The 23,004-nt window shown below is 66.5% G+C and carries 23 protein-coding genes and 1 tRNA gene; 17 read left to right on the top strand and 7 right to left on the bottom strand.

What is annotated here, in order from left to right; all coding sequences use genetic code 11:
• Window positions 1-32 precede the first annotated feature (32 nt).
• Window positions 33-836, bottom strand: coding sequence for a VOC family protein (locus AC1DBX_RS06155; RefSeq protein ID WP_230009777.1), 804 nt, complete (start codon window positions 834-836; stop codon window positions 33-35).
• A gap of 372 nt (window positions 837-1,208) precedes the next feature.
• Between AC1DBX_RS06155 and AC1DBX_RS06150 the strand changes: the two genes are divergently transcribed.
• From AC1DBX_RS06150 to AC1DBX_RS06135, 4 genes are all read left to right on the top strand, one after another.
• Complete coding sequence (locus AC1DBX_RS06150; protein ID WP_476931443.1) at window positions 1,209-2,192, top strand: glycosyltransferase family protein; 984 nt, start codon at window positions 1,209-1,211, stop codon at window positions 2,190-2,192.
• On the top strand, window positions 2,189-3,187 hold the full coding sequence (locus tag AC1DBX_RS06145; RefSeq protein ID WP_476870958.1) for a glycosyltransferase family 2 protein: 999 nt from the start codon (window positions 2,189-2,191) through the stop codon (window positions 3,185-3,187). Before AC1DBX_RS06150 ends, AC1DBX_RS06145 begins: the two co-directional genes overlap by 4 nt.
• Entirely contained in the window at window positions 3,184-3,918 is a 735-nt protein-coding gene (locus AC1DBX_RS06140) for a polysaccharide deacetylase family protein (protein ID WP_476870957.1), read from the top strand. Before AC1DBX_RS06145 ends, AC1DBX_RS06140 begins: the two co-directional genes overlap by 4 nt.
• A gap of 187 nt (window positions 3,919-4,105) precedes the next feature.
• Window positions 4,106-4,702, top strand: coding sequence for a PadR family transcriptional regulator (locus AC1DBX_RS06135; protein WP_476931297.1), 597 nt, complete (start codon window positions 4,106-4,108; stop codon window positions 4,700-4,702).
• A 261-nt stretch (window positions 4,703-4,963) separates the two neighbouring features.
• Here the strand turns inward: AC1DBX_RS06135 and AC1DBX_RS06130 are convergent, their stop codons facing one another.
• Window positions 4,964-6,223 (bottom strand): MFS transporter, encoded by a 1,260-nt coding sequence (locus tag AC1DBX_RS06130; protein ID WP_476931296.1) that lies wholly within the window; start codon window positions 6,221-6,223, stop codon window positions 4,964-4,966.
• 231 nt (window positions 6,224-6,454) lie between these two features.
• On the opposite strand from AC1DBX_RS06130, the gene AC1DBX_RS06125 reads away from it, so the two are divergent.
• Window positions 6,455-7,342 (top strand): helix-turn-helix transcriptional regulator, encoded by an 888-nt coding sequence (locus tag AC1DBX_RS06125; RefSeq protein ID WP_476850606.1) that lies wholly within the window; start codon window positions 6,455-6,457, stop codon window positions 7,340-7,342.
• Window positions 7,343-7,396: 54 nt separating this feature from the next.
• Here the strand turns inward: AC1DBX_RS06125 and AC1DBX_RS06120 are convergent, their stop codons facing one another.
• Both AC1DBX_RS06120 and AC1DBX_RS06115 read right to left on the bottom strand, forming a co-directional pair.
• Window positions 7,397-7,678 (bottom strand): YciI family protein, encoded by a 282-nt coding sequence (locus AC1DBX_RS06120; protein ID WP_476931295.1) that lies wholly within the window; start codon window positions 7,676-7,678, stop codon window positions 7,397-7,399.
• Between the two features lie 759 nt (window positions 7,679-8,437).
• Window positions 8,438-8,525: transfer RNA gene (locus AC1DBX_RS06115), tRNA-Ser, on the bottom strand.
• 163 nt (window positions 8,526-8,688) lie between these two features.
• Between AC1DBX_RS06115 and AC1DBX_RS06110 the strand changes: the two genes are divergently transcribed.
• The 7 genes from AC1DBX_RS06110 (at window position 8,689) to AC1DBX_RS06080 (ending at window position 15,406) form a co-directional block, all read left to right on the top strand.
• Window positions 8,689-9,672: an NAD(P)H-quinone oxidoreductase gene (locus tag AC1DBX_RS06110; RefSeq protein WP_476931294.1), complete on the top strand. Its 984-nt coding sequence runs from the start codon at window positions 8,689-8,691 to the stop codon at window positions 9,670-9,672.
• A 177-nt stretch (window positions 9,673-9,849) separates the two neighbouring features.
• Window positions 9,850-10,386, top strand: coding sequence for a PadR family transcriptional regulator (locus AC1DBX_RS06105; RefSeq protein ID WP_223914389.1), 537 nt, complete (start codon window positions 9,850-9,852; stop codon window positions 10,384-10,386).
• A 134-nt stretch (window positions 10,387-10,520) separates the two neighbouring features.
• On the top strand, window positions 10,521-12,860 hold the full coding sequence (locus AC1DBX_RS06100; protein ID WP_476931293.1) for a carbon starvation CstA family protein: 2,340 nt from the start codon (window positions 10,521-10,523) through the stop codon (window positions 12,858-12,860).
• A gap of 13 nt (window positions 12,861-12,873) precedes the next feature.
• Entirely contained in the window at window positions 12,874-13,065 is a 192-nt protein-coding gene (locus AC1DBX_RS06095; RefSeq protein ID WP_476860400.1) for a YbdD/YjiX family protein, read from the top strand.
• A gap of 189 nt (window positions 13,066-13,254) precedes the next feature.
• Window positions 13,255-13,932, top strand: coding sequence for a bacterial proteasome activator family protein (locus tag AC1DBX_RS06090; RefSeq protein ID WP_028276362.1), 678 nt, complete (start codon window positions 13,255-13,257; stop codon window positions 13,930-13,932).
• Between the two features lie 7 nt (window positions 13,933-13,939).
• Window positions 13,940-14,407 (top strand): hypothetical protein, encoded by a 468-nt coding sequence (locus tag AC1DBX_RS06085; protein WP_243181865.1) that lies wholly within the window; start codon window positions 13,940-13,942, stop codon window positions 14,405-14,407.
• A gap of 153 nt (window positions 14,408-14,560) precedes the next feature.
• Window positions 14,561-15,406, top strand: a complete 846-nt coding sequence (locus tag AC1DBX_RS06080) for an aldo/keto reductase (protein ID WP_028276361.1) — start codon at window positions 14,561-14,563, stop codon at window positions 15,404-15,406.
• A 195-nt stretch (window positions 15,407-15,601) separates the two neighbouring features.
• Here the strand turns inward: AC1DBX_RS06080 and AC1DBX_RS06075 are convergent, their stop codons facing one another.
• Both AC1DBX_RS06075 and AC1DBX_RS06070 read right to left on the bottom strand, forming a co-directional pair.
• Entirely contained in the window at window positions 15,602-15,859 is a 258-nt protein-coding gene (locus AC1DBX_RS06075; RefSeq protein WP_308443740.1) for a hypothetical protein, read from the bottom strand.
• 36 nt (window positions 15,860-15,895) lie between these two features.
• Window positions 15,896-16,933 carry a hypothetical protein gene (locus tag AC1DBX_RS06070; RefSeq protein WP_476931292.1) on the bottom strand — a complete coding sequence of 346 codons (1,038 nt, stop codon included), beginning with the start codon at window positions 16,931-16,933 and terminating at the stop codon, window positions 15,896-15,898.
• 86 nt (window positions 16,934-17,019) lie between these two features.
• On the opposite strand from AC1DBX_RS06070, the gene AC1DBX_RS06065 reads away from it, so the two are divergent.
• Window positions 17,020-17,493, top strand: a complete 474-nt coding sequence (locus AC1DBX_RS06065) for a hypothetical protein (protein WP_476857935.1) — start codon at window positions 17,020-17,022, stop codon at window positions 17,491-17,493.
• On the opposite strand, the gene AC1DBX_RS06060 is transcribed toward AC1DBX_RS06065, so the two are convergent.
• Complete coding sequence (locus tag AC1DBX_RS06060) at window positions 17,490-18,803, bottom strand: MFS transporter (protein WP_476931291.1); 1,314 nt, start codon at window positions 18,801-18,803, stop codon at window positions 17,490-17,492. The genes AC1DBX_RS06065 and AC1DBX_RS06060 overlap by 4 nt on opposite strands.
• Window positions 18,804-19,191: 388 nt before the next feature.
• Between AC1DBX_RS06060 and AC1DBX_RS06055 the strand changes: the two genes are divergently transcribed.
• The 4 genes from AC1DBX_RS06055 to AC1DBX_RS06040 all read left to right on the top strand — a co-directional run bounded on the left by AC1DBX_RS06055 (window position 19,192) and on the right by AC1DBX_RS06040 (window position 22,709).
• Window positions 19,192-20,781 carry a cellulase family glycosylhydrolase gene (locus AC1DBX_RS06055; RefSeq protein WP_476931290.1) on the top strand — a complete coding sequence of 530 codons (1,590 nt, stop codon included), beginning with the start codon at window positions 19,192-19,194 and terminating at the stop codon, window positions 20,779-20,781.
• A 148-nt stretch (window positions 20,782-20,929) separates the two neighbouring features.
• Window positions 20,930-21,670: an HNH endonuclease family protein gene (locus AC1DBX_RS06050; protein WP_476931289.1), complete on the top strand. Its 741-nt coding sequence runs from the start codon at window positions 20,930-20,932 to the stop codon at window positions 21,668-21,670.
• A gap of 257 nt (window positions 21,671-21,927) precedes the next feature.
• Entirely contained in the window at window positions 21,928-22,104 is a 177-nt protein-coding gene (locus tag AC1DBX_RS06045; RefSeq protein WP_476931288.1) for a hypothetical protein, read from the top strand.
• A gap of 173 nt (window positions 22,105-22,277) precedes the next feature.
• Window positions 22,278-22,709 carry a DUF805 domain-containing protein gene (locus tag AC1DBX_RS06040; protein ID WP_476931287.1) on the top strand — a complete coding sequence of 144 codons (432 nt, stop codon included), beginning with the start codon at window positions 22,278-22,280 and terminating at the stop codon, window positions 22,707-22,709.
• The last annotated feature ends 295 nt before the right edge of the window (window positions 22,710-23,004 follow it).

Raw genomic sequence — 23,004 nt, 5'->3', positions numbered from 1 at the left:
TTAGGTGGGAAGAGCTCTGGCGTCCTGGCCGGTTAGGCGTCCGTGGCGGACTGCCCGCCCTGTCCGGTGTCGGCCACGATCTTGAACATCGCGCCCGTGGGGTCGGTCAGTGTGGCGAGCCTGCCGAACGGGGTGTTGTCCGGCCCGTCGATGACCTTGGCGCCGAGGGACACTGCCGTCTCGATGGAGGCGTCGGCGTCTTCCACGGCGAAGTAAACCTGCCAGTTGGACGGGACCTCGGCGGGAAGGTAGGCAGACGCGTCCATGATCCCGGCCTTGGCCGCCGGGCCCGCGCCCAGGGTGGTGTAGCGGAACTCCGGGGTGTCGCTCATGACGTCGGTGTCCCAGCCGAACACGTCCTGGTAGAACTTGACGGCGGCGGCGTAGTCCTTGGCGTGGAGCTCGTGCCACGCCGGGGCACCGGGCTCGGCCGCCAGTTCATAGCCCTTCATCTCCGCCGGCTGCCACACGCCGACCGACGCGCCCGTGGCGTCGGCGATCATCGCCATGCTGCCCTGTTCGGGGACGTCCATGGGCGGCATGTAGACCTGGCCGCCGTGTTCCGTTGCAGCCTTGACGGTGGCGGCGGCGTCCTCCGAGCGCAGGTACGTGGACCACATGTCCGGCCACGCGGCCTGATCCTCCTGCTTCTGCATCAGGCCGGCGACGGACTTGCCGTCCTTCCAGGCGGTGATGTAGCCGCCGTATTTTGCTTCGTCGCCGGTCTGGTACGTCCAACCGAACAGCGCACCGTAGAACGACTTGGCCTTCTCGGCATCGGATGTCATGAGGTCGATCCAACATGGTGCGCCGTTGGAGTGCTCGGGTGTGGGCATGGAGGCTCCTGCTCTCTGTGGGGGCCGTTGACGTGCGGCCGCCGGACTCTGGTTTGTGTGGAGATGGGGTGGTGGAGACACAGAGAGACTATGACGGGGCACGGACAGTTTCAACAGGTGGGTCGAGCGAGGGGTTGGGGCAGCGGCCAACGCCGGCGTGTCGTTGACTCTGTACCCAACCATGGCCACCTTGATGCCCGACGCTGCAGTGTCTAGCAATTTGGCCAGATTGTGAGAGGATACGACCACGCCGCATGCCAATGGCGGGGTGTCGCATTAATGTTGCTCGAATGCGAGAGGTGACCATTGAACACTTCGCTAACAGTCCTGCAGTCTTTCCCAGCGCCGCGATCCACGACCAATCCCTATTTGGTGCAACTGGCCGGCGGCCTGCAAGAACTGCCCGATATCAGCGTCATTAACTTCAGCTGGCGCGCTGCTCTCTTTGCCAAGTACGACGTCTTCCACATCCACTGGCCTGAAATCTTGGTCAGCGGTCATAGTCCGCTGAAAAAACTCGGGCGACAGGTGCTCACGCTGGCTCTCCTCGGGAGGCTCGCTCTGGCTAGGACGCCCATAGTGCGAACTGTCCACAACGTAGAGCTACCCGAGGGCATCTCCGTCCGGGAGGTGTTTCTCCTCCGCCTTATTGACCGCAAAACCACGTTTTACGTTCGGCTGAACTCGAGGACGCAGCTGCCGACGGACCGGCCCAGCGCCACGATTCCACATGGCCACTATCGTGAATGGTTCGCCGACTTTCCGAAGGCGCAGCAGATACCGGGTCGCATAAGCTACGTCGGCCTGATCCGGCGCTATAAGGGCGTTGAGGACCTGATCACGTCGTTTAGGGCAACGGCGGACACCCACCCCGAGCTATCACTTCGGTTGGGGGGTAAACCCTCCACCGGGGAGCTGGGGCAAGCCATGACGGCCTTGTCGCAAGACGACCCAAGGATAAGCCTCAATTTGCAGTATGTCTCCGACGCGGAGCTCGTTGACACCATCTCGAGCTCGGAACTCGTGGTCCTCCCGTACCGATTTATGCACAATTCCGGCGGAACCCTGGCCGCCCTGTCTTTGGATCGACCTGTGCTGGTTCCGGCCAATGACGTCAACCAAGCGTTGGCCGTCGAAGTCGGACCGGGATGGGTGTTTCAGTACACCGGGGCGCTAACGCCCGAAATAATCCTTCAAACGTTGTCGTCAATTGCAGCGGAGGGTCGCCGCAGGCGCCCGGACCTCTCTTCGCGGGACTGGGAAGCGGGCTCGGTGGCCCACAGGGAGGCCTATGAACGGGCGCTTGCCAATGGTGTTGGCCGCTCACCGCAGCCGCAGAATGCGGGCCACCCGTGAAACAACAGACGCTGCTCGTCGCAGTGCTGACGTATCGACGCCCCGCAACACTTGAACGGGGCCTCGCAACCATGCTCCGGCATGTTGAGAAACTCGCTCGGGACACGGACCGGGCGATTTCGCCCAGTATCGTCGTCGTCGACAACGATCCGGCTGAAAGCGCGAGAAGCACAGTCATCGGCTTTCATTCCGACCTGATCCGGTACGTTCCCGAGCCGGTACCCGGCATATCGGCTGGTCGAAATCGAGCATTGGACGAAGCCGCCAACCATGATTTGCTCGTCTTCATCGACGACGACGAGGAGCCTCAGGAACTCTGGCTGGAGCCGCTGCTGGACACGTGGCGGCAGACCCGTCCAGCCGCAGTCATGGGAAGAGTGGTTTCGCAGTTTGATGCTGAACTTGATCCCTGGATTGCCGCTGGTTCTTTCTTCCGCCGCCGGAGGCTGCCGACCGGGACGGTGGTGCCGGTGGCGGCGGCGGGCAATCTCTTGCTAGACATGCGCCAAGTCCGGAAAGCCGGTGTACGTTTCAACAATAATTTCGGTCTCTCAGGAGGCGAGGACACTCTTTTCAGTCGGTTGCTTGTGCGGGCGGGCGGAACGATTCTCTGGTGCGACGAATCGGTGGCGACGGACTTCGTTCCCGCTGATCGCACGACCCGGAACTGGGTTCTCCGAAGAGCATGGAGCCACGGAAATTCGGCCGCATTGGTCGACATCCACTCGGCGGAAAGAGCCATGCAAAGGGGGGTGGCGCGCCTGATGTCGGTTTTCCGCGGCATACTGCGAATGTGCGGCGGGTCCTTGCGGTTCGGCTTCGGGACGCTCATGGCATCCCACCGCCATCAGGCGCGAGGATTGCGGACAGCCTACCGCGGTGCAGGGATGCTCGCCGGGGCGATTGGAGTCGCCTATCTTGAGTACTCGCGCGAAAGACGCTCGCAGACGTGGTTCAGGCGGCCAGCCGTCCGCCGGCCGGGGAATAGCGGATGAAGCACCTGGCGCGGGTTGTAGTTCGCGCAGCCAAGCCCATCATCCGCGCACATTCAGGTTTTGTCGGCTCGGTCGTGGCCGTCGACACGGCGGTCCGGAATATTGTCCTGACCTATGACGACGGCCCAGAGCCAGGCGGGACAGACAGCATCCTGAAGGTGCTTGATGAACGGCAGTTGAGCGCCACGTTCTTCGTGCTGCTCAGCCGAGCACGCCGGCATCCGGGCTTGCTGGGCGAAGTCGCAGCTGCGGGCCATGAGATAGCCCTCCACGGACTTGACCATCGGCGGCTCACTGGCTTTTCTTTTCGTGAAGTTGCTCAAAGGACCAGGGATGGCCGCGCCGAGCTCGAAGATTTGATCGGCAGCCGGGTCGAGTGGGTCCGTCCGCCATACGGCCGGCAGACATTGGCTAGTTGGCGCGCGGTCCAGTCCGCCGGGCTTATGCCCGTCATGTGGGGTGCCACGAGTTGGGATTCCAGGGAGATGCCCCAATCCGACCGTATCCGCAAGGCAATGACCGGTGCGGTCCCCGGGGCTATCCTCCTTTCGCACGACGGTCACGCTGGCCCGGCAGACGGGGTCGACGACGGACCCTCACCATCGCTGGACAGGGGAGAGCTAACCGCCGGGATCGTCGATGCGTGCGAAGATCGCGGACTGGGTGCCTGGTCGCTGCGGGATTCCCTGCAACACGGAACTCCTGTGCGCGCTGCATGGTTCAAGAAGTAATGCTGTGGCCAACAATCCGGCCAAAGATGCTGACTGAATAGACGAGTATAGGCCGGCCCGAACGATCTTTCGATGGTTCCGCGCTTACCTTCAGCCAGGGGTGCACAGGACCCATAGGGGCTAAAGTGGCCTGGCCGGAGCGAGACGCTACAACCGACGTCGCAGCACCGCCACCACTAGGAGTTCAATGAGTCTGCGTTACGCACTGCTGGCCATCCTCGAGGCCGACGCGATGTCTGGTTACGACCTGTACAAGCACTTTGAGGCCTCGGTCGGCCATGTCTGGTACGCGCCTGACTCCCAGATTTATCCCGAACTGCGCAAGATGGAACGTGAATGGCTCCTTGAGGGGGAGGAGATGCCGGGCGGGCGCTCCGGAACCAAACGCCGTTACCACATCACGGCGTCAGGGAAAGAGGCCTTTGCGGCCTGGATGAACACACCCAACACCTATCAGCCTGAGCGCGACCAGGTCCGCCTGCGTGCGACTTACATGGAAACCGCGGAGCCCTCGGCAGCTCGGGCACAGCTTCGGGCGCATATAGAGCACCACAGTGACCAGATCCAAGGATGGGAGAAAATCCTTTACCAGATCGACTCCGGCGCCTTCCCCATACTTAACCGTCGGCTCGAGAAAATGGCACCGGAGGACCGAGAAGGTACCCGGGCTTTCAAACGCTATGCCTACGAGGGGCTGATTCTCGATTCTGAAGCCGAAATTTCCTGGGCGCACCGGGGATTGCGGCTGCTCGACAGGCTTTACGGAGCGGAAGCAGGCGCCTGAGGCTAGGGGCACAGCAACCACTCACCAGCTGCGGAACCGTGCCGCGCTAACCAGGGGCAACAACCTCCATCGCGGCCTGGACGCAGGACAAGAAGGATTCAGCTGGGCTGAATCCGTTTCCTTTGCCGAGGAGAAACCGGAACGGCCGGCCTACCAGCCGGCCGTTCTTGTCCCGTCACCATTGTCGCAAGGCATGGACACCGGTCAGCCCGGAACGTTCCGGGGATCATTGCCGTAGCTGTTCTTGGCACCAATAGCCAGTCAGAGCCGGCGCGGGAATGCCGAGCGTCGGCCGTACAGGGTGAGCAGCAGGGCGGTGATGCCGAGGGCGATCATGACGACCGGGAGCACCAGCCCGTCGAATGGGGTCAGGAGGAGCGCGCCGAGAATGCCTGCGCCGAAGATAGCCAGGTTGAAGGCGACCGGGAGGAATGCATTGGCGACGTCGGCGTTGTCGCCTCCGGCGGTGGTGAGTGGTCCCTGGACCTGGGCTGATGCGCCGCCGAAGGTAAGGCCCCAGAGCGCGGCGGCGATCAGGATGGCCATTGCCGATGCATGTCCGATCAGCAGAATGAGTCCGGAAGCGACGAACACGGTGACGCTGAGGTGAAGGAGGGGCCTCGGGTGGCGGTCCAGCAGCGCACCGGTGACGGCGACCCCGACGACGGACGCGATGCCGTAGACCAGCAGGACCAGGCTGGCGGAGAGGCCGGTGCCGGTGGCCCGGAGGTAGGGGGCGATGTAGGTGTAGATGGTGCTGTGGGCGAGCATCCAGGCGACGATGACGGCCAGGATGACGGCGACGCCGGGGATTTTGAACACCCGGCCCAGGGGGAGCCGTGACGCCCGCGGTTGGCCGGCGGCGTCGGGGACGCACCCCAGGATCAGCGCAGCCACGATGACCCCCAGGACGGACAGGGCACCGAAGGACCAGCGCCAATCGAAAGCTGTTCCGATCCAGGCGCCGAGTGGGGTGCCGAACGCGAATCCGAGGGGCGCCCCGGTGGACACGATGGCCAAGGACAACCCTGCGTGCCGGGGCGGGCTGATGCGGCGCCCGTAAGCGGCGAGCATTCCCCAGATGATTCCCGAGAACGCGCCCGCAAAGAATCGTGACACGAGTGACAACGTCACATCGGGTGAGACTGCGGTGACCGTGGTGGCAAGCACGAGACCGGCGATACCGCCGAGCAGCAGCGGCTTTCGTCGCATGCCACGCGTCAGCATGATCGCGGGGATGGTGACGATGACCGTTCCGAGGGCGTATGCGCTGACCAGCAGACCCACCGTACCTTCGCCGGTGTGGAGGCCGGCGGCAATGACAGGAAGCAGGCCGGCAGGCATGGTCTCGGTGGCGACGAGGATAAATCCCATGGCGGCCAGGACCACGAGTGCGGTCAGGGGCAGTCTTTGCTGTGCGTTGTCTTCTTGTTCTCTGTTTTCTTGTGCGCTGCCCTCTGGTGTGGCGTCGACCAAGGCACTGGCTTCCTGTGCCGGTGTTCGGGTGGGGGCGGTCGTCATGCGGGTCCTTTCGTGGGTGGCGGCAATGCCTCAGCGTTGGGGTTGGTCAAGCGTGGCTGCGTAGCCACCGGAAGCGGCGCCTCGCCCGACGTCGTCGACCGTTCCGCAGGCCGGGAAGCACAGTCAACGCTCTGGCCAGTCAAGCCCGATTTCCGCGGGCGGGGGAGTCCCCGGTGAGACGTGTACCGGGAGGGAACCCCTTGTTTGGCCGCAGCGATTTACCCTTGATGCATGGATAACCGGGGTGAAGTGCGTGAGTTCCTGATGTCGCGCCGTGCACGACTGACGCCGGAACAAGCGGGCCTTGCGGCAGGCTCGAACCGACGGGTGGCCGGATTGAGGCGCAGCGAGGTTGCGGTCCTCGCCGACGTCAGCGTGGAGTACTACGCCAAGCTGGAGCGCGGTTCCATCGCCGGTGCGTCCTCGTCCGTGCTCGAATCCATCTCCCGGGCCCTCCGGCTTGACGACACCGAGCGTGCCCACTTGTTCGATCTGGCCCGCGCCGCAGACGGCATCCCGACCTCTGGACGGTCGCGCAGGCGCGCGACCGTCCAGGCAGGGGCGCGTCTGAGCCTGCAGTGGGCGCTGGAAGCGATCACCGAGGGCGTCGCATTCGTTCGCGACCCGTACCAGAACCTGCTCGCGACGAACGCGTTGGGCCGGGCGTTCTACTCTCCGGTGATCGGGGACGGCGGCCGCACCCCCAACTTGGCGCGGTTCCAGTTCCTCGACCCCGCCTCGCGCGACTTCTACCCCGACTGGGACTTGTTCGGCGAAATGTGCGTCGGCATCATGCGCGCTGAAGCCGGCCGCGACCCCCACGACCGCACCATGCAGGACCTGGTCGGCGAACTGTCGACCCGCAGTGAGACGTTTCGGACACTGTGGGGCGCCCATAATGTGCGGACTCACGGGTCTGGCACGAAACGCTTTCACCACCCCGTGGCCGGCGAACTCACGCTGGCCTACGAGGAACTGGCGATCACCGCGGAACCGGGCCTGGTCCTCTTGGTCTACACCGCCGAGCCGGGCTCGCCCTCAGCGGAACGGCTGCACCTCCTCGCCAGCTGGAGTGCAAGCGACGACGCCACGATCGAACGGCGCCGGGCAACCAGCTGAAGGAGGGAAAGTTCCGTGCCGCCAGAGAGCGTGTTACCCGGCGCCGGAGTTGCCTTAGACGTAGTTCAGGCTGACGAGCAGCGCCTTGAGCTGGGCGTATTGGTCTGTTGCCATCCAGGCCTTAGCGGCGGCCCGGGTCGGGAACGCGGGGTTGTTGAAAAGAACACTCGTGGTGAGCCCTCCGTTCCCCGTTGCAAGGAGCCCGCAGCTTGAGGTGACGCCTTTGCCCTGCTCCAGGTATCGAGGATCGCGGAGACCCATTCCGTAAAAATCGCGGGTCGAAGAGGATTCCACGGCGAACCCAAAAACAGGATTAGTGCCGTCTGGTGCGGTCATTCCCGGAGCCTGCGCCTTATCGAACACTTCGCGGGAGGTGGGCGCAGCTGCACAACCAGTGGTAAAGCCATTTTGTAGTGAGAGCAGATCGTTGCCGGCGCCGTCGGAAACGATCGCTTCAACGCCGGGGACGGTTCGGGCAGGCGGGAGGACCGTGCGCACGGTCCAGGTCGACGGATACGTGAAGGAAATGTGGCCATCCGGGAAAGTGAACGTCTTCCGCGCAGGTGCTGCAGGCTTCGCTGACGGGGCAGGCGCCGCCACCGGGGGTGCCGCGCTGGCGGTCGGCGCCACCGGTGCTGGAGTGGCGGTTGGTGTGGCCGTCACGGTCGGCGCGGCCCCAGCCGTGGCCCCGGTGGTCGAGCGCGGAGCGGCAGCGGCAGGATCAGTTCCTGGCCGTGATGCACATCCGGCAAGGACGAGGCTGAGAGCAATGCCCGCCATTGTGACATGCGCGTAAAACCCGGTGCGGTTGAGACCCACTTTTTGTTCCCCCAATATTTGCGACGGCGGGGTGATTATCCCGCTCGAGACCTCAGTATCAGGTATGCGGCCGGAAGTTATTGTCAGGTCTGGAAGACGGTGCAGAACCGTTACCTTGGGCTGCCAGTTGGCCGCCAACACGGCCAACATTGACAGCAGATGATTCTTGGGCCGGTCGGGAGTTTCACTCCCGGGGCGGAGACGAGTAAGGCCGGCCGGAACGATCTTTCGATCGCCCCGGGCCGGCCTCTGAACCGCGCAAGATCTGCGCTCCCGCGGAAGGTAAGAGATTCGAACTCTTGGTACGGGGTCACCGCACACTGGTTTTCAAGACCAGCTCCATCGGCCGCTCGGACAACCTTCCCTAACGAGTAGTCTTTCATAGGCAGTCGGCTGCAACAAAAACCAAAAACACGGTGCGCTTGCGGACGCGTGCAGCTCCCCGCCATATTCTGGGGAGTGATGTTGATCGGACCTGGCGATCGCGGCGAACGTGCGCGGAGCCAGTTAGGAATCGGGAGTGCTCCATGAAGGCTGTCTATATATCAGAGCCCGGCGGACCCGAGGTCCTGGAAGTCCGTGAGGTTCAGGCTCCGGTGGCCGGCCCCGGGGAGGTGCTGATCGACGTCGTGGCCGCGGGCCTTAACCGTGCCGATGTCCAGCAGCGCAAGGGCTTCTACCCGCCGCCCCCGGGCGCCTCCGAGGTCCCCGGGCTGGAGGTCTCCGGCCGGATCGCAGGGTTCGGTCCGGGCGTGACCAAGGCGTTTTCCGTGGGGGACAAGGTGGTGGCGCTGCTCGCCGGCGGCGGCTACGCCCAGCAGGTGGCCGTGCCCGCGGGGCAGGTCCTGAGGATCCCCGACGGCGTGGATCTGGTCACAGCGGCGTCGCTGCCCGAGGTCGCGGCGACGGTCTATTCCAACCTGATCATGACGGCGCAGCTGCAGCCGGGCGAAACTGTCCTCATCCACGGAGCCACAGGCGGAATCGGCACCATGGCCATCCAGCTGGCCAAGGCCGTTGGCGCCCGCGTGGCCACGACGGCCGGGAACGCGGAAAAAGTCGGCACCGCCAAAGCCTTCCTCGGGGCGGACATCGCCATCAACTACGCGGAGGAAGACTTCCCGGCGAGCCTGCGCGCGCAAAACGGCGGAAAGGGCGCGGACGTCATCCTCGACGTCGTCGGGGCCAAGTACCTTGAGAAGAACATCGATGCGCTCGCCGACTACGGACGCCTCGTGGTGATCGGGCTGCAGGGCGGCGCGAAGGCGGAACTGGACCTTGGCCAGCTGCTGCAGAAACGGGCCGCCATCATCGCCACCGCGCTGCGTCCCCGCCCGGTCGAGGAAAAGACCGTGATCATGAACGCCGTCCGAGACGCCGTGTGGCCGATGCTGACCGATGGCAGGATCCGGCCCCTCGTGGCCAAGAGCTTCCCGCTGGACCAGGTCGCTGCCGCACACACCTACTTCGACTCCGGCGACCACGTGGGCAAGGTCCTGCTGGTCATGTAGCGGGGTGCCGGATCCGGCCTGAAACCGCAGGTCCGGGCCGACTTATTCCGTGCGGGGCATGCGCTGTTTTGCGGCAAGGACACCAAAGACGATAGCGTGGTTCCATACGCGGTATACACGCGTCTTGGGGCGCGTGTATGCTGTGTGATTTCGTGACTTAGCGATTCCGGGGGCGCCATGTCTATCCGTCACAGTCTCCTCGCCCTCTTGCAGGACCGCCCGCGCTACGGGTACCAGCTCAGGACCGAATTCGAGGACCGCACCGGGTCCTCCTGGCCGCTGAACATCGGACAGGTCTACACCACCCTGGACCGGCTGGAACGCGACGGGCTGGTCCGCAAAGACGGCGGCGACGGCGACGGGCACGTCATCTACAGCATCACCACGGCCGGCCGGACCGAAGTCGGCTCCTGGTTCACGGCCCCGGTATCCCGCGCGAATCCGCCCCGGAATGAACTGGCCATCAAGCTCGCCCTCGGCCTCACAATTCCCGGGACAGACGTCGGCGCCATCATCCAGGCCCAGCGGACGGTCTCCATCCGCGCGCTGCAGGACTACACCAAGTCCCGCCGCGACACGGCCGCGCTTCAGCGCCCGGCCGACACCGCCAGGCTCCTGGTGCTGGATTCCCTCATCTTCCAGACCGAAGCCGAGGTGCGCTGGCTGGACCTCTGCGAGGCCCGCCTCGTGCAGCTCAGCAACCTCCGGGCGTAGCCGGGCCGACCGCTCGTCGCGCAATCCACACCGCCGGGCGCAGGGACCCGACCGGGACCCGCCCGCATTGGTAGGGTGCCGGAGGGCAGTTCTGTACCGGTGGACTGCCCAGCTGGGTTTCTCAAGGAGGAGACATGGGCACAATGCCAGATGGCACACAACGCGAAAGCACAAACAACCTCACGCAGGGCAGCGCGCGTGGCACCGCGCAACTCGACGACGGGGTCGTCCCGGACCCGTCCCTCCCGCCGACGTCGGTGGATGAGTCGGTCCGCGACGCCGCGGACCGCGCCTGGACGCCCGCCAAGATCGCGCTGTGGGCGGCCATTGCGCTGCTGGGCGGGATCGCCTGGTTCATGCTCGCCATCATCCGCGGCGAGACCGTCAATGCCATCTGGTTTGTGTTCGCCTCCGTCTGCACCTACCTGATCGGCTACCGCTTCTACTCCAAGGTCATTGAGCGTTACCTGACCAAGCCCAACGACCGCCGTGCCACCCCGGCCGAATACAAGGCCGACGGCAAGGACTACGTCCGGACGGACCGTAACGTCCTCTTCGGCCACCACTTTGCCGCCATCGCCGGCGCCGGCCCCCTGGTGGGCCCGGTCATCGCGGCCCAGATGGGCTACCTGCCCGGCACGATCTGGATCATCATCGGCGTCGTCCTTGCCGGCGCCGTCCAGGACTACCTCGTCCTGTTCTTCTCCATGCGCCGCGGGGGCCGGTCCCTGGGCCAGATGGCCCGCGAGGAACTCGGCGTCATCGGCGGCACGGCCGCCCTCGTCGCAACCCTGCTCATCATGGTGATCATCGTGGCCATCCTCGCCCTGGTGGTTGTCAACGCCCTCGGCGAGAGCCCCTGGGGCGTCTTCTCGGTGGGCATGACCATCCCGATCGCCCTCTTCATGGGCGTGTACCTGCGCTTCATCCGGCCGGGCAAGGTCATGGAGGTGTCCGTGATCGGTTTCGTGCTGCTCATGGCCGCCATCATCGGCGGCGGCGCCGTGGCGGGCACCGAATGGGGTGCCGCGTTCTTCCACCTGGACAAGGTCACCATCGCCTGGGGCCTCATCATCTACGGCTTCATCGCAGCCATCCTGCCCGTCTGGCTCCTCCTGGCCCCCCGCGACTACCTCTCCACGTTCATGAAGATCGGCGTGATTGTGATGCTGGCGCTGGCCATCATCGTGGTCCGCCCCGAAATCACCGTGCCGGCCTTCAGCGAGTTCGCCGGCCGGGACAACGGTCCCGTGTTTTCCGGCGCCCTGTTCCCGTTCCTGTTCGTCACGATCGCCTGCGGCGCGCTGTCCGGGTTCCACGCGCTGATCGCCTCCGGCACCACACCGAAGCTGATCGAGAAGGAGCGCCAGACGCGCCTGATCGGCTATGGCGGCATGCTCATGGAATCCTTCGTGGCCATCATGGCCCTCGTGGCCGCAATCTCCATTGACCGCGGCATCTACTTCGCCATGAACGCCCCCGTGGCGCTGACCGGCGGGACCGTCGAGACCGCGGCCGCGTGGGTCAACAGCCTGGGCCTGTCCGGCGTCAACATCACGGCCGGTGATCTCGCGCAGACGGCCAAGGACGTCGGGGAGCAAAGCATCGTGTCGCGTTCGGGCGGCGCGCCCACCCTCGCCGTCGGCCTTGCCCACATCATGCAGCAGTTCATCGGCGGCACCGCGATGATGGCCTTCTGGTACCACTTCGCCATCATGTTTGAGGCCCTCTTCATCCTCACGGCCGTCGACGCCGGCACCCGCGTTGCCCGGTTCATGCTCCAGGACTCGATCGGCAACTTCGTCCCGAAGTTCAAGGAACACTCCTGGCGCCCGGGTGCCTGGCTCTGCACGGCCATCATGGTGGCCGCATGGGGCGCGGTCCTGATCATGGGCGTCACCGACCCGCTGGGCGGCATCAACACCCTGTTCCCGCTGTTCGGGATCGCCAACCAGCTGCTGGCGGCCATCGCCCTCTCGGTCTGCCTGGCCATTGCCGCCAAGCGCACCGCCCCGAAGTACCTGTGGATCGTGGCGGCGCCGCTGGCGTTCGCCGCCGTCGTGACCATCACGGCGAGCTTCTACAAGATCTTCTCGCCCGTTCCGGCGGTGGGCTACTTCGCCAACAACGCAGCCTTCGCCAAGGCTCTGGCGGACGGCAAGACGTCCTTCGGAACCGCCAAGACCCAGGCCGCCATGGAGGCCGTGGTCCGCAACACCATGATCCAGGGATGGCTGTCGATCATCTTCGTGGTGCTGAGCATCGTCGTCATCGTCACGGCTGTGATGGCGACCATCAAGGCCCTGCGGAACACGGCCGCGGGGCTCCCCAACGCCGAGAACGAAGACCCCGCCCGGGCCTCCCGTGTCTTCGCCCCGGCAGGGTTTGTCCCCACAGCGGCGGAGCGTGACCTCGTGGCTGAGTGGAACCAGCTCCCGGCCGGCGACCGGCTCGAAAAGTCCGGGCACCACTGATGCGGGGCCGGGTGTGAACGCGGTCCTCGCGGGGTTCCGCGGGTTTGCCGGGTACCTCGGCGGTGTGCTGGGCGCCGATGCCTACAAGAAGTACCTGGAGCACCATGAGGCCTCCGGGCACACCAGCAGTCCCCTCACCGAGCGGGAGTTCTGGCGTGACCGGACCGACCGGCAGGACACCAACCCGCAGGGGCGGTGTTGTTGAGGCGGTGCTGCTGAGCCGGTGTTGTTGAGCTGGTGCTGCTGAGCCGGTGCTGCTAAGCGGGTGCCGCTGGGCAGCTGGCCCGGCCGGGCCGGGGGAGGGGCGGCGTGGGGCACAGCGGTGTCCGACGCCGCCCCTCCGCTCCTGGCGGACGCCGGGTCCGGGGCGCCCGGCGCGTGAGAGTATGAAGCCATGAGCGATCAGCACGACACTCAGCCCCGCGCCCAAACTGCCGACGACGTGCCCGTCGAAGGCACACCCGTGGATGACGCCCTGCCCGGGACGCCCCTGGCGCCACCGGCTGCAGTGCCGCCCGGCCGCGCCGGTGGATCCGGTGCCGGGCCCAGGCCGCCCCGGGGCAGCGAACTTCAGGACCTCGTGGACCAGCCCGCGAAGGTCATGCGGATCGGCACGATGGTCAAGCAGTTGCTGGACGAGGTGAAGTCCGCGCCCCTGGACGACGCGGCCCGCGTCCGGCTGGCTGAAATCCACGACCGGTCCATCAAGGAACTCGAGGACGGCCTGGCCCCGGAGCTCGTTGAGGAGCTCGAACGGATCAACCTTCCCTTTCCGGAGAACGCCACCCCCTCCGACGCGGAACTGAGGATAGCCCAGGCCCAGCTGGTCGGCTGGCTTGAGGGGCTCTTCCACGGCATCCAGACGGCCATCGCGGCGCAGCACGCCGCCAGGGAGCACACCTACGCCCAAATGCAGCTGCGCCAGCTGCCGCCCGGAACCGTGATCGCGCCGGGCGTCATCATCGGGGAAAACGGCGAACCGGTCCGCGCCGCCGCGCCGCGTCACGGCGCGGAGTCCCCCGAGCCGCCCGAACCCGCGGACCCTGACCATGGCCCGGGCCAGTACCTTTAGCGCGACCTTGGGCTTCTTCAGCGCAGCACGGCAAGGCCGCAGGGACGACGCAGAACTTGGCAAGGGGCTCTGGCGGCGCGCCCACGACCGGTTCAACCGCGGACTTGACCGCTACCACCAGGTCCTTGAGGGGGTCGAAGACGAGGCCCTGTACGGCGAGCTCGTCGAGATCGCCAATCAGCTCTCCGCGCTCGCGCCCCGGGTCCGGCAGGTCTGCGTGGAGGCCCAGCGGCGCTTTCCCAGCAATGGATTGGATATCCCGGGGCCGCTGGCAGGGGTCCACCGCGCCCTGTCGACGGCTGGCAACTCCCTGGCCATGACGGCTGAGGCGGCCGCGATGCTCCGGCTCGCAGTGGGGCCGGTCCCGGCGGGTGCCGCGTCGGTGCGCCGGCGCGCCGATTCCGTGCTGGAACAGGTCCACGACGCCGAGCGGCGGCTTGCGGAAGCCGACGGCGGCGGGCCGACGCCAGCCTGAGCCGCTACGCGAATTAGTCTCTTGCACAGGCCCGCCCCGGCATGGCTGGGGTTCCCGATATTTCCCGAAATCCCCGGGTATTCCCGGTTACGCGCCTAGCTTAGCGGCGGCCTGTCGCTGGCCGGAGGGCGCCGAAGTTGGCAGGATACTTATATGACTTTTTCACCGGAACTGACTTTCAATGACGGCAACACCATCCCCCAGCTTGGCTACGGCGTGTGGCAGGTTGAAGATGACGTGGCCGAAAAGGTGGTTGTCCAGGCGTTCGAGGCCGGCTTCCGCCACATCGACACGGCAAAGATCTACGGCAACGAAGCAGGCGTAGGCCGCGCCATCGAGCGTTCCGGCCTCAAGCCCGAGGAAATTTTCATCACCACCAAGCTGTGGAACGCGGACCAGGGCTACGAGTCCACCCTGAAGGCGTTCGAGGAATCCATGGAGCGGCTCGGCCTCGAGACCCTGGACCTGTACCTGATCCACTGGATGCAGCCCAAGCAGGACAAATACGTTGACACCTGGAAGGCCCTCATCGAGCTCCAGAAGCAGGGCAGGGTCAAGACCATTGGCGTCTCCAACTTCACCAAGGAAGGCCTGCAGCGCCTGATCGATGAGACTGGCGTAGTTCCGGCCATCAACCAGGTCGAACTGCACCCGTTCTTCAGCCAGGCCGACCTGCGCGAATTCAACGCGTCCAAGGGCATCCTCACCCAGGCATGGTCGCCGCTGGGCCAGGGCGGCGAGCTCCTCGAGAGCCCCGTCATTGCCCAGATTGCCGCCAAGCACGGCGCCACCCCGGCCCAGGTTGTCATCGCCTGGCACCTGGCCATCGGCAACGTGGTCATCCCGAAGTCGGTGACCGAGTCCCGGATCCGCGAGAACTACGCGGCCCTGGACGTCAGCCTCGACGAGACTGACATCCAGGCCATTAACGGGCTGGACCGTTCCGCCGAAGATGCTGGCCGGATCGGTCCGGATCCGGCCGTCTCCGACTTCGCCTAAGCACCTCCCATGACGCCGGCAGCCAGCCGGCGATCACACAGGGCCTTCACCCCGCACGGGGTGGAGGCCCTTCGGGCGTCCGGGACCTTCCCGCCGTTCGGCCCCTTCCCTCCGTCCGGGTCCGTGACCGGCCAATCCCACACGCTCGGAGAAAGACGGCCCGGACACAGGCGCCGGTCCCGAAAGTCTCGGGAGTCAGGCGGCGGCCCGGCGCTCTTTCGCCGGAATTGCATCGACCACGGCCCAGCCGTCTTCGCCCGCAACGCAGCGGCTGGCGAAGCGGTCTGCGGCGGCAGCGTCATCGAAGCTCTCGGTGCGGATCCGGCCGCAGTCGGTGTCCAGGTAGGTGACCGCGAAATACAGTGCGCCGTCCTGTGCGTCGTTGAAATCCGCCTCAAAATCTGACTCGATATCATGGCGGAAACTCTGCTGGAAATTCTGGTTGTTCTCCATGATTCCAGTGTGCGACTGACCTCCGACACTAAGACTTCACTCCTCCGGCGTGTTGCCGAGCCGCAGCACCCGTTCCCGCGCCAGGACTTCCTTGCGGCGCTGGCGGTCGGCGGCCCGTGCCGTCTGCTGCGCCAAAGCCGTCGCCAGCTCGTGATTCTTCCGGGCCGTTTTGAGACCGGCTTCTGCCGCGTCCAGACGCCGCCTGAGCTCGCGCACCTCGTCGGCCAGCAGGGTGGTTTCCGCCGTCACCTCCGCCAGCTCCGCGGCCGCGCGGCCTGCCTCCTCGTCGGCTTCCGCGGCGGCCACTTCGGCTGCCTCCAGGGCGGCCCGCGCCCGTTCCACCGCCGACGGCGTGGGCGTCATCCGTGCCGTGCCGACGGCCCGGAGGCGGGGTTGTTCCGTTGTCGGCTTTCCGCCGGCAGTTGTGCCACGCTGTGCGGTCCGGTCCGCCGGTTCTGTCCCGCCGGCGCCGGGCGCTGGTTCTGTCCCGCGGACGCTGGCCGTTTCAGGCGCGGCTCCAGTGCCGGGCACCGTCGCCGCATGGCTCCCCGGGACAGCCACTGCGCCGGCGAGATCGACGACGTCGACCCCGTCCGCCGAGAGCGCCCGGAGCAGGCAGCCGCTTTGTACGGCGGCGGCGGCCCCCGGATCGGCGGTGGCGGCCCGCAGGGTCTGCTCCACTTCCGTCGCGACGGCGGCGCTGATGGCCCGTCCGTGCCGGGCCGCCAAGGCCTGTGCCGCCTTCACCGTGCTGCCGAGGAGCTGGCGCCGCTGCTGGGCGAGGCGACGGAGGTCCGCTGCATCCAGGGCATCCTGTGCGGCCTGCATCGACGTCCCCAGCGCAGCCAGCTCCCGCAGGATTTCGGGGCTGTGCGCCGCCAGCATGTTCACCGCCCACGCCGCCACCGACGGCTTGGGCAGGGCACGGACTGCGGCCGCCAGGGCACGCTGCTCGGCGGCGGTGACGCCCGCGGAACTGACGTCTTTGGCCGCCGCCGTTCTAGCAGCCACGAAATCCCCGTAGGGCAATGCATAGAGCGGTCCGGCAATGCCCGCTAGTTCCCGCGATCCCATGCAAGAATCATAGGAGTCTGGCCCCGCCGCGAGTTCGCTGCCCCATCATCAGACCCGGTGCCGTCACGTTCTGGAGGAGATTTCACTTGATCGAAATTGGTGGGCTCCCGGCCCATGTCCTGCTCGTCCACGCCGTAGTGGTATTAGCGCCCATCGCAGGTCTTGCCGCCATCGTTTATGCCGTGGCACGGCGCTGGTGGGGCTACTTGGCCTGGCCCCTGGGCGTGTTGTCACTGGGGCTGGTGCCAGTAACACTCCTGACCGCGCAGGCAGGCGAGCAGTTGGAGAAAGTCCGTCCGGCGTCGGCGGTGGTCCACGAGCACGCCCAGGAAGGTGACGTACTCAAAGTGCTTTCCGTGATCTTCTTCGTCCTGGTCGCGGCAATGTTGATAGTCACCTACGAGCCCTTTGGCCGGCGCCTGGCGTTCCTTGGCGGCCTTCGGAGCAACCGGATTGTCCGGGGAGCCGTCCTGATTGCCGGCGCCCTCGCGGGGGGCTTCTTCATTTACCAGAGCATCATCACGGGACATTCCGGCGCGGCCTCGGTCTGGGCGCGCTAACTCAGCCCATCCGCGGGCCCTTGGCCAGGTGATGCGTGCCGGGCCCGGTGCAGCGTGACGAGCAGCAGGACGAAGGCCGTTGCCTGCAGTGTGGCCACGGCAGCGATGGGCACCGGCCGTGCGCCGTAAAGTGACCCGTACAGGGCGCCGCCGGCCAAGGCGCCGGCGCCCTCGAACGCCGCGAACACCCCGTACGCCGTGCCCTGCCGGGGTTGGGGCACCAGATCGGCAACCAACGCCTTGACCGTGGAGTCCTGGATGCCGGTGGCGGCGCCCCAGACCAGGACGCCCGCGAGCACGAGCCCGGCGCTCGGCGCCAGGGCCAGCACGGGCACCCCCATAATCAGCACGGGAAGTGCCAGGAGCACGGCCGCCCCGGCGCGGTCGTACAGGACGCCACTGGCGAGGGCCCCGACGGCGCCGGCTCCCATGGCGCCGGCGTACAGCAGCGGAACCACCGGGACGGGGACGGCCACGTCGGCCGTCAGGTGATAGGCGATGACGCCAAAGGCGACCAGTCCGGCGCTCCAGAAGAACCCGGCCAACGCGAACAAGATGAAGTCGCTGGAGAGCGCCGACGGCGGCCGCCCGGCGGGTTTCCCGCGGGGCGGCTCCGGCAGGTCGGAGGGGTCGGCCGCAGGCCTGTCCGCGCCGGGATCACGGACGCGGCGGCGCAGCCAAACGAGAATCGCCAGCGCCGCCGCCGCCGGAATGATGAGCACCGCAAAGGCTGCCGGCAGTGAGCCGGTGGTAACCAGCACCGCCGAGACGAGCAACGGGCCCAAGAGCGCCCCGGCCAGATCGAGGGACTTGTGGACGGCGAAGCCGCGGCCCCGGCCAACCGGCCCGGCAACGGTGGCGAGCAGCACGGTTTTCGCCGGGCTGCGGACGGCTTTGCCGACCCTGTCCCCGATGATGAGCACGGCCGCCAGGGCCATCCCGGCGGTCCCGGCGAACGGCGTCAATGCCAGCAGCGGGACGCACACCGCCGTCAGCACATAGCCGGCCATCGTGAAAGTCCAGTACTTCCCGGTGCGGTCCGCCCAGGGGCCGAACACCAGCCGGAGTCCCTGGGACGCGGCTTCGGCGGCGCCGGTCACGAGGCCGACGAACAGCGCGGACGCACCGAGCTGGGCCAGCAGGGGACCGCCGAGCGGGCGGGCGCCGTCGGACACCATGTCCGCGGCGAGGCTGACCAGGCCGAAGCCGACAACCGGGCCCCACAGCCGGTGCCGCCAATTCCCGGTTTGGCCGGACCGCGACGGCGGGTATTGCTGGCCGGCTGGCATCCTGCGCCGGGGCCGTTCCATTTCCTAAGGCTGACGGACGGCCCGGAAAAAGACAATACGCAGGTCAGGGGCCTGTCGCGGGGTCGAGGCGCAGAAGGAAATATTGGCCAAAGAGGTTCTTTCTGGGCGGCAGCTTGGTACTTTTTGAGAGCCGATCCGTATTGTGCGGGCCGGGGGGACCCACAATGACGGACTGAAAGGCAACACACCCATGAGCTCGGACGGCACCCACCGGCACCCGCCGGAAGGGGCCCTCATCCTCGGTGCCGCCCCGCGCGCCAAGAGCCGCACCAACCAGGCCGCACCTGCACGCCATTCTCACGGAGGAACTGTGAAACCGTTTTCGAATCCCCCACTCCACGCCGGGGGAAGGCGCCCGAGCCTGACTGCCACACTTCTGAGCATCGCTGTGGCTGCCGGACTGGCCCTCACCGGCGTCGCCGCGGCCTCGCTTCCCCTGGCCTCTGCCGCCACAACGCCGCCGCCCACCGGCTGGCTGCACACCTCTGGCGCGAGGATCCTGGACTCGAACAACGCCCCGTATACGATCAAGGCCGCGTCCTGGTTCGGCATGGAAACCACCGACTGCATGCCGCACGGGCTCTGGGGAACCCTGACCATCGACGAGGCCCTGGCCAACATCAAATCGATGGGATTCAACACCGTCCGCCTTCCGTTCTCCAACGAGTGCCTGGCAGCGGCATCCATCAAGGGCAACCTGAACTACTGGGCCAACCGCGCCTACGCGCTGGAGGGCAAGACGCCCCTGGTCCTGATGGACATGGTGATCGCCCGCGCGAAGGCCAACGGCCTGCAGATCATCCTGGACCGGCACCGGCCGTCCTCTGCCGACCAGTCCCCGCTCTGGTACACCTCCGCCTACCCGGAGTCGAAGTGGATCGCTGACTGGCAAATGCTCGCCGCCCGCTATAAGAACGATCCCACCGTCATCGGCGCCGACCTTCACAATGAGCCTGCCGGGGCGGCGACGTGGGGCGGCGCCGCGGCCACCGACTGGCAGGCCGCGGCCACCCGCGGCGGCAACGCCGTCTTGGCCTCAAACCCCAACCTGCTGATCATCGTTGAGGGCATCGAGAACCAGGGCAACGGCACTTCCACCTGGTGGGGCGGGGGCCTGGCCGACGTCAAGAACAAGCCGGTCACCCTGGCCACGCCCAACCGCGTGGTCTATTCCCCGCACGACTACCCGGCGTCGCTGTTTGCGCAGAAGTGGTTCAGCGACCCCACCTACCCCAACAACCTGCCGGCCGTGTGGGATGCCAACTGGGGTTACATCCAGAAGCAGGGCATCGCCCCGGTTCTGCTCGGGGAGTTCGGGACCGTGCTGCAGACCACGTCGGACAAGCAGTGGATGGAGAAGATCGTCTCCTACCTCGGGACCAATTCCATGAGCTTCGCGTATTGGGCGTTCAACCCGAACAGCGGCATTACCGGAGGCCTTGTCCAGGCGGACTGGCGCACCCCGGAGGCCGCCAAACTGGCCGCGCTCGCGCCCATCCTGAACGGCACCCCGACGCCGACCGTCACCGCGACGCCGTCGCCGACCGCAACCGCAACCGCGACGCCGACGCCGACCGCCACTGCGACGCCGACGGTATCGCCGACCGCCACGCCGTCGCCCACGCCCACGGCGACGCCGACCGCCACGCCGACGCCCTCGCCGTCTCCCACCCCTACATCGGGCGCGCCGATCAGCGCGGTTTGGAAACTCGGTAGTTCATGGACCGGCGGCTACGTGGCCAATATCGAGGTCACCGGCCTCCGGGCGGCGGCCGGTTGGAGCGTGAGCTGGCCCGATCCGAACGTCACCCGGGTGGCCAACTCCTGGGGCATCAGCTGCACGGTACTCCCCAAGGTGTCGGTGACCTGCAGCGGCTCGGACTGGGCCACCAAGGTCGCCGCCGGCCAGAAACTGTCCGTAGGCCTGCAGGTGGATTCGCTGAAGGCTCCCGTGAACCCGGTGCTCACCCTGAAGTAGCCGGCCGTGCAAGGACGCCCTCACCGCGCAACGTGTTGACGAGAAGCAGCTTGGAGCCGCGGCCACAGCTGCACGTGAGCGACTCCATGCTCCGGCCTGCGCGGGCGCGGAACGGGGCGCGGGTAATCTGGTCATTTTCGCCGCACTCATGATAGGCATGAACATCTCCCGCTCCGCCGCCACCAAGTCCCTGACCGTCCTTGCCGGCCTGCTTCTCGCAGGCTCCCTCGCCGGCTGTGATGCCGCAGCCCACGTTGGCGCCAAAGTCGCTGACGCCGTGCACAGCGCGGCCGCGTCCCAGGCTCCCGGCACCGGCACCGCGCACCCGGGCGAGGCCGCCGCGGCCGTAGCCCAGCTGGCGTCCATCCCGGTGAAGGGCAAGGCCCCAAAGACCGGGTACAGCCGCGGGCAGTTCGGTCCCGCCTGGTCCGATGTGGACCACAACGGCTGCGACACGCGCAACGACATGCTCCGCCGTGACCTCACCGACGTGACGACCAAGCCCGGGACCAGGGATTGCGTCATCGCCTCCGGCAAGCTTGCCGACAAATACACCGGCAAGACCATCACCTTCACCCGTGGTGAGAACTCGGCGGACGTCCAGATCGACCACATTATTCCCCTGTCGCTGGCCTGGCAGACCGGCGCCCAGCAGATCAGCGCCGGCCAGCGCCTCCAGCTCGCCAACGATCCGCTGAACCTGATGTCCGCCGACGGCCCCGCGAACCAGCAGAAGTCAGACTCCTCGGCCGATGCTTGGCTCCCGGCCAACAAGGCGTTCCGGTGCGAATACGTCGCCCGCCAGACGGCCGTGAAGGCCAAGTACAAACTGTGGATGACCCGTCCCGAGCACGACGCCATCGCCGGGATTCTCGCCACCTGCAAATAGCGGCACCGCATCTCTGAGGGTTACCTTCGTCTGCGCCGCCTAAACCGCGCCCAACCCGCGCCCAACCGCGCCCAACCCGCGCCCACACGTCCGTCTCGTCGAGCAGCTTCCGTCCCTAAGGACGGCACACCAAGGTGTCGGCCCGTTCTGCTCCCTGACCTGCGGAAACATTCCGGGATGCCATAGTGCCCACGGGACGAAAACGCCGGTAGCATGACAGCCGGGGGCCCGCTGGGGTGCCCGGTATTGGGGGAACCATGGCACAACCGCGCCAGCTACTCGGCAGCAGTCCAAGCTCCGTCATCGCAGGCCGTCACCGCCTCGAGGTCCACAACGCGCAAGGCCGCGGAGCCGAGCGTGCCCAGACCCATGTCCAGCCCCCGCCGAGCCAGGCGCCACACTTCAGCGATTCCGCCGCGGCCGACGTCCCCTGACCCTCCCGGATCCACCCGCCACACCAGTGAAGGAGCATCACATGTCAGATCCGCATAATTCTCAGCAAGGCACCGGCCGGCAGATGTGGCCCAGCGAGCAGCCCCGGCAGAACCCAGGGTGGGCGCCAAACCCGTACGCCGCTGCGGCGTACCCGGCTCAGGGATCCGGGCCCGTGCCACTCTGGGCACCGCTCTACGGCGCTTCCCTGCCAGAGGCCGCGTCGCGGTTCTTCAGGAAGTACGGGACGTTCTCCGGCCGCGCCAGCCGGAGCGAATACTGGTGGTGGATGCTCGTCTCCGGACTCGTCTCGATCGTCTTGAACGTCATCATGCTTGCCGGTGGCGCGGCCGGCGCAAAACTGGGCCCCAACGGCGCCAGCGTCCCCGGCCCGGCCTATATGGTCGGGCTGATCCTGGCAGCCGTCTGGTTCCTGGCAGTCATTGTCCCGTCGCTGGCCCTGACGGTCCGTCGCCTCCACGACGCGAACTTCAGCGGCTGGATGTACCTCATCGTGCTCATCCCGTTTATCGGCGGCATCATTCTCCTCGTCTTCACGCTGCTGGAATCAAAACCCGAGGGCCAGCGCTTCGACGTCCCCGCATAAGCATCCGGTCGCACCCACTGACCCCGCACGAACTACAAGAAGGCCCTGCCGCCCTCGTGGGCTGCGGGGCCTTCTTCTGCCATAGGTGTGCCCTGGCCCTATGCGGCGCCGTACGGCCCCGTCCCGCCGCAACCAACAAAAAACCCGGGTTATAGGACAAAACGTGTGTATGGATTGGTCCTGCTTCCCAGTGACGGCGGGGCAAATCAGGGGTAGCTAAGCTTTGAAAGCTTAGGGTGGCTGGGGTGCTTGTATATCTCTGACATGTCTGGTTTGCGGACGGGCGCTGGTCCGG

The sequence above is a fragment of the Arthrobacter sp. 10N44_2 genome, from assembly GCF_056394385.1.
Note: the sequence above shows the minus strand (reverse complement) of the source record. Positions and strands in the feature narration are given on the sequence as shown.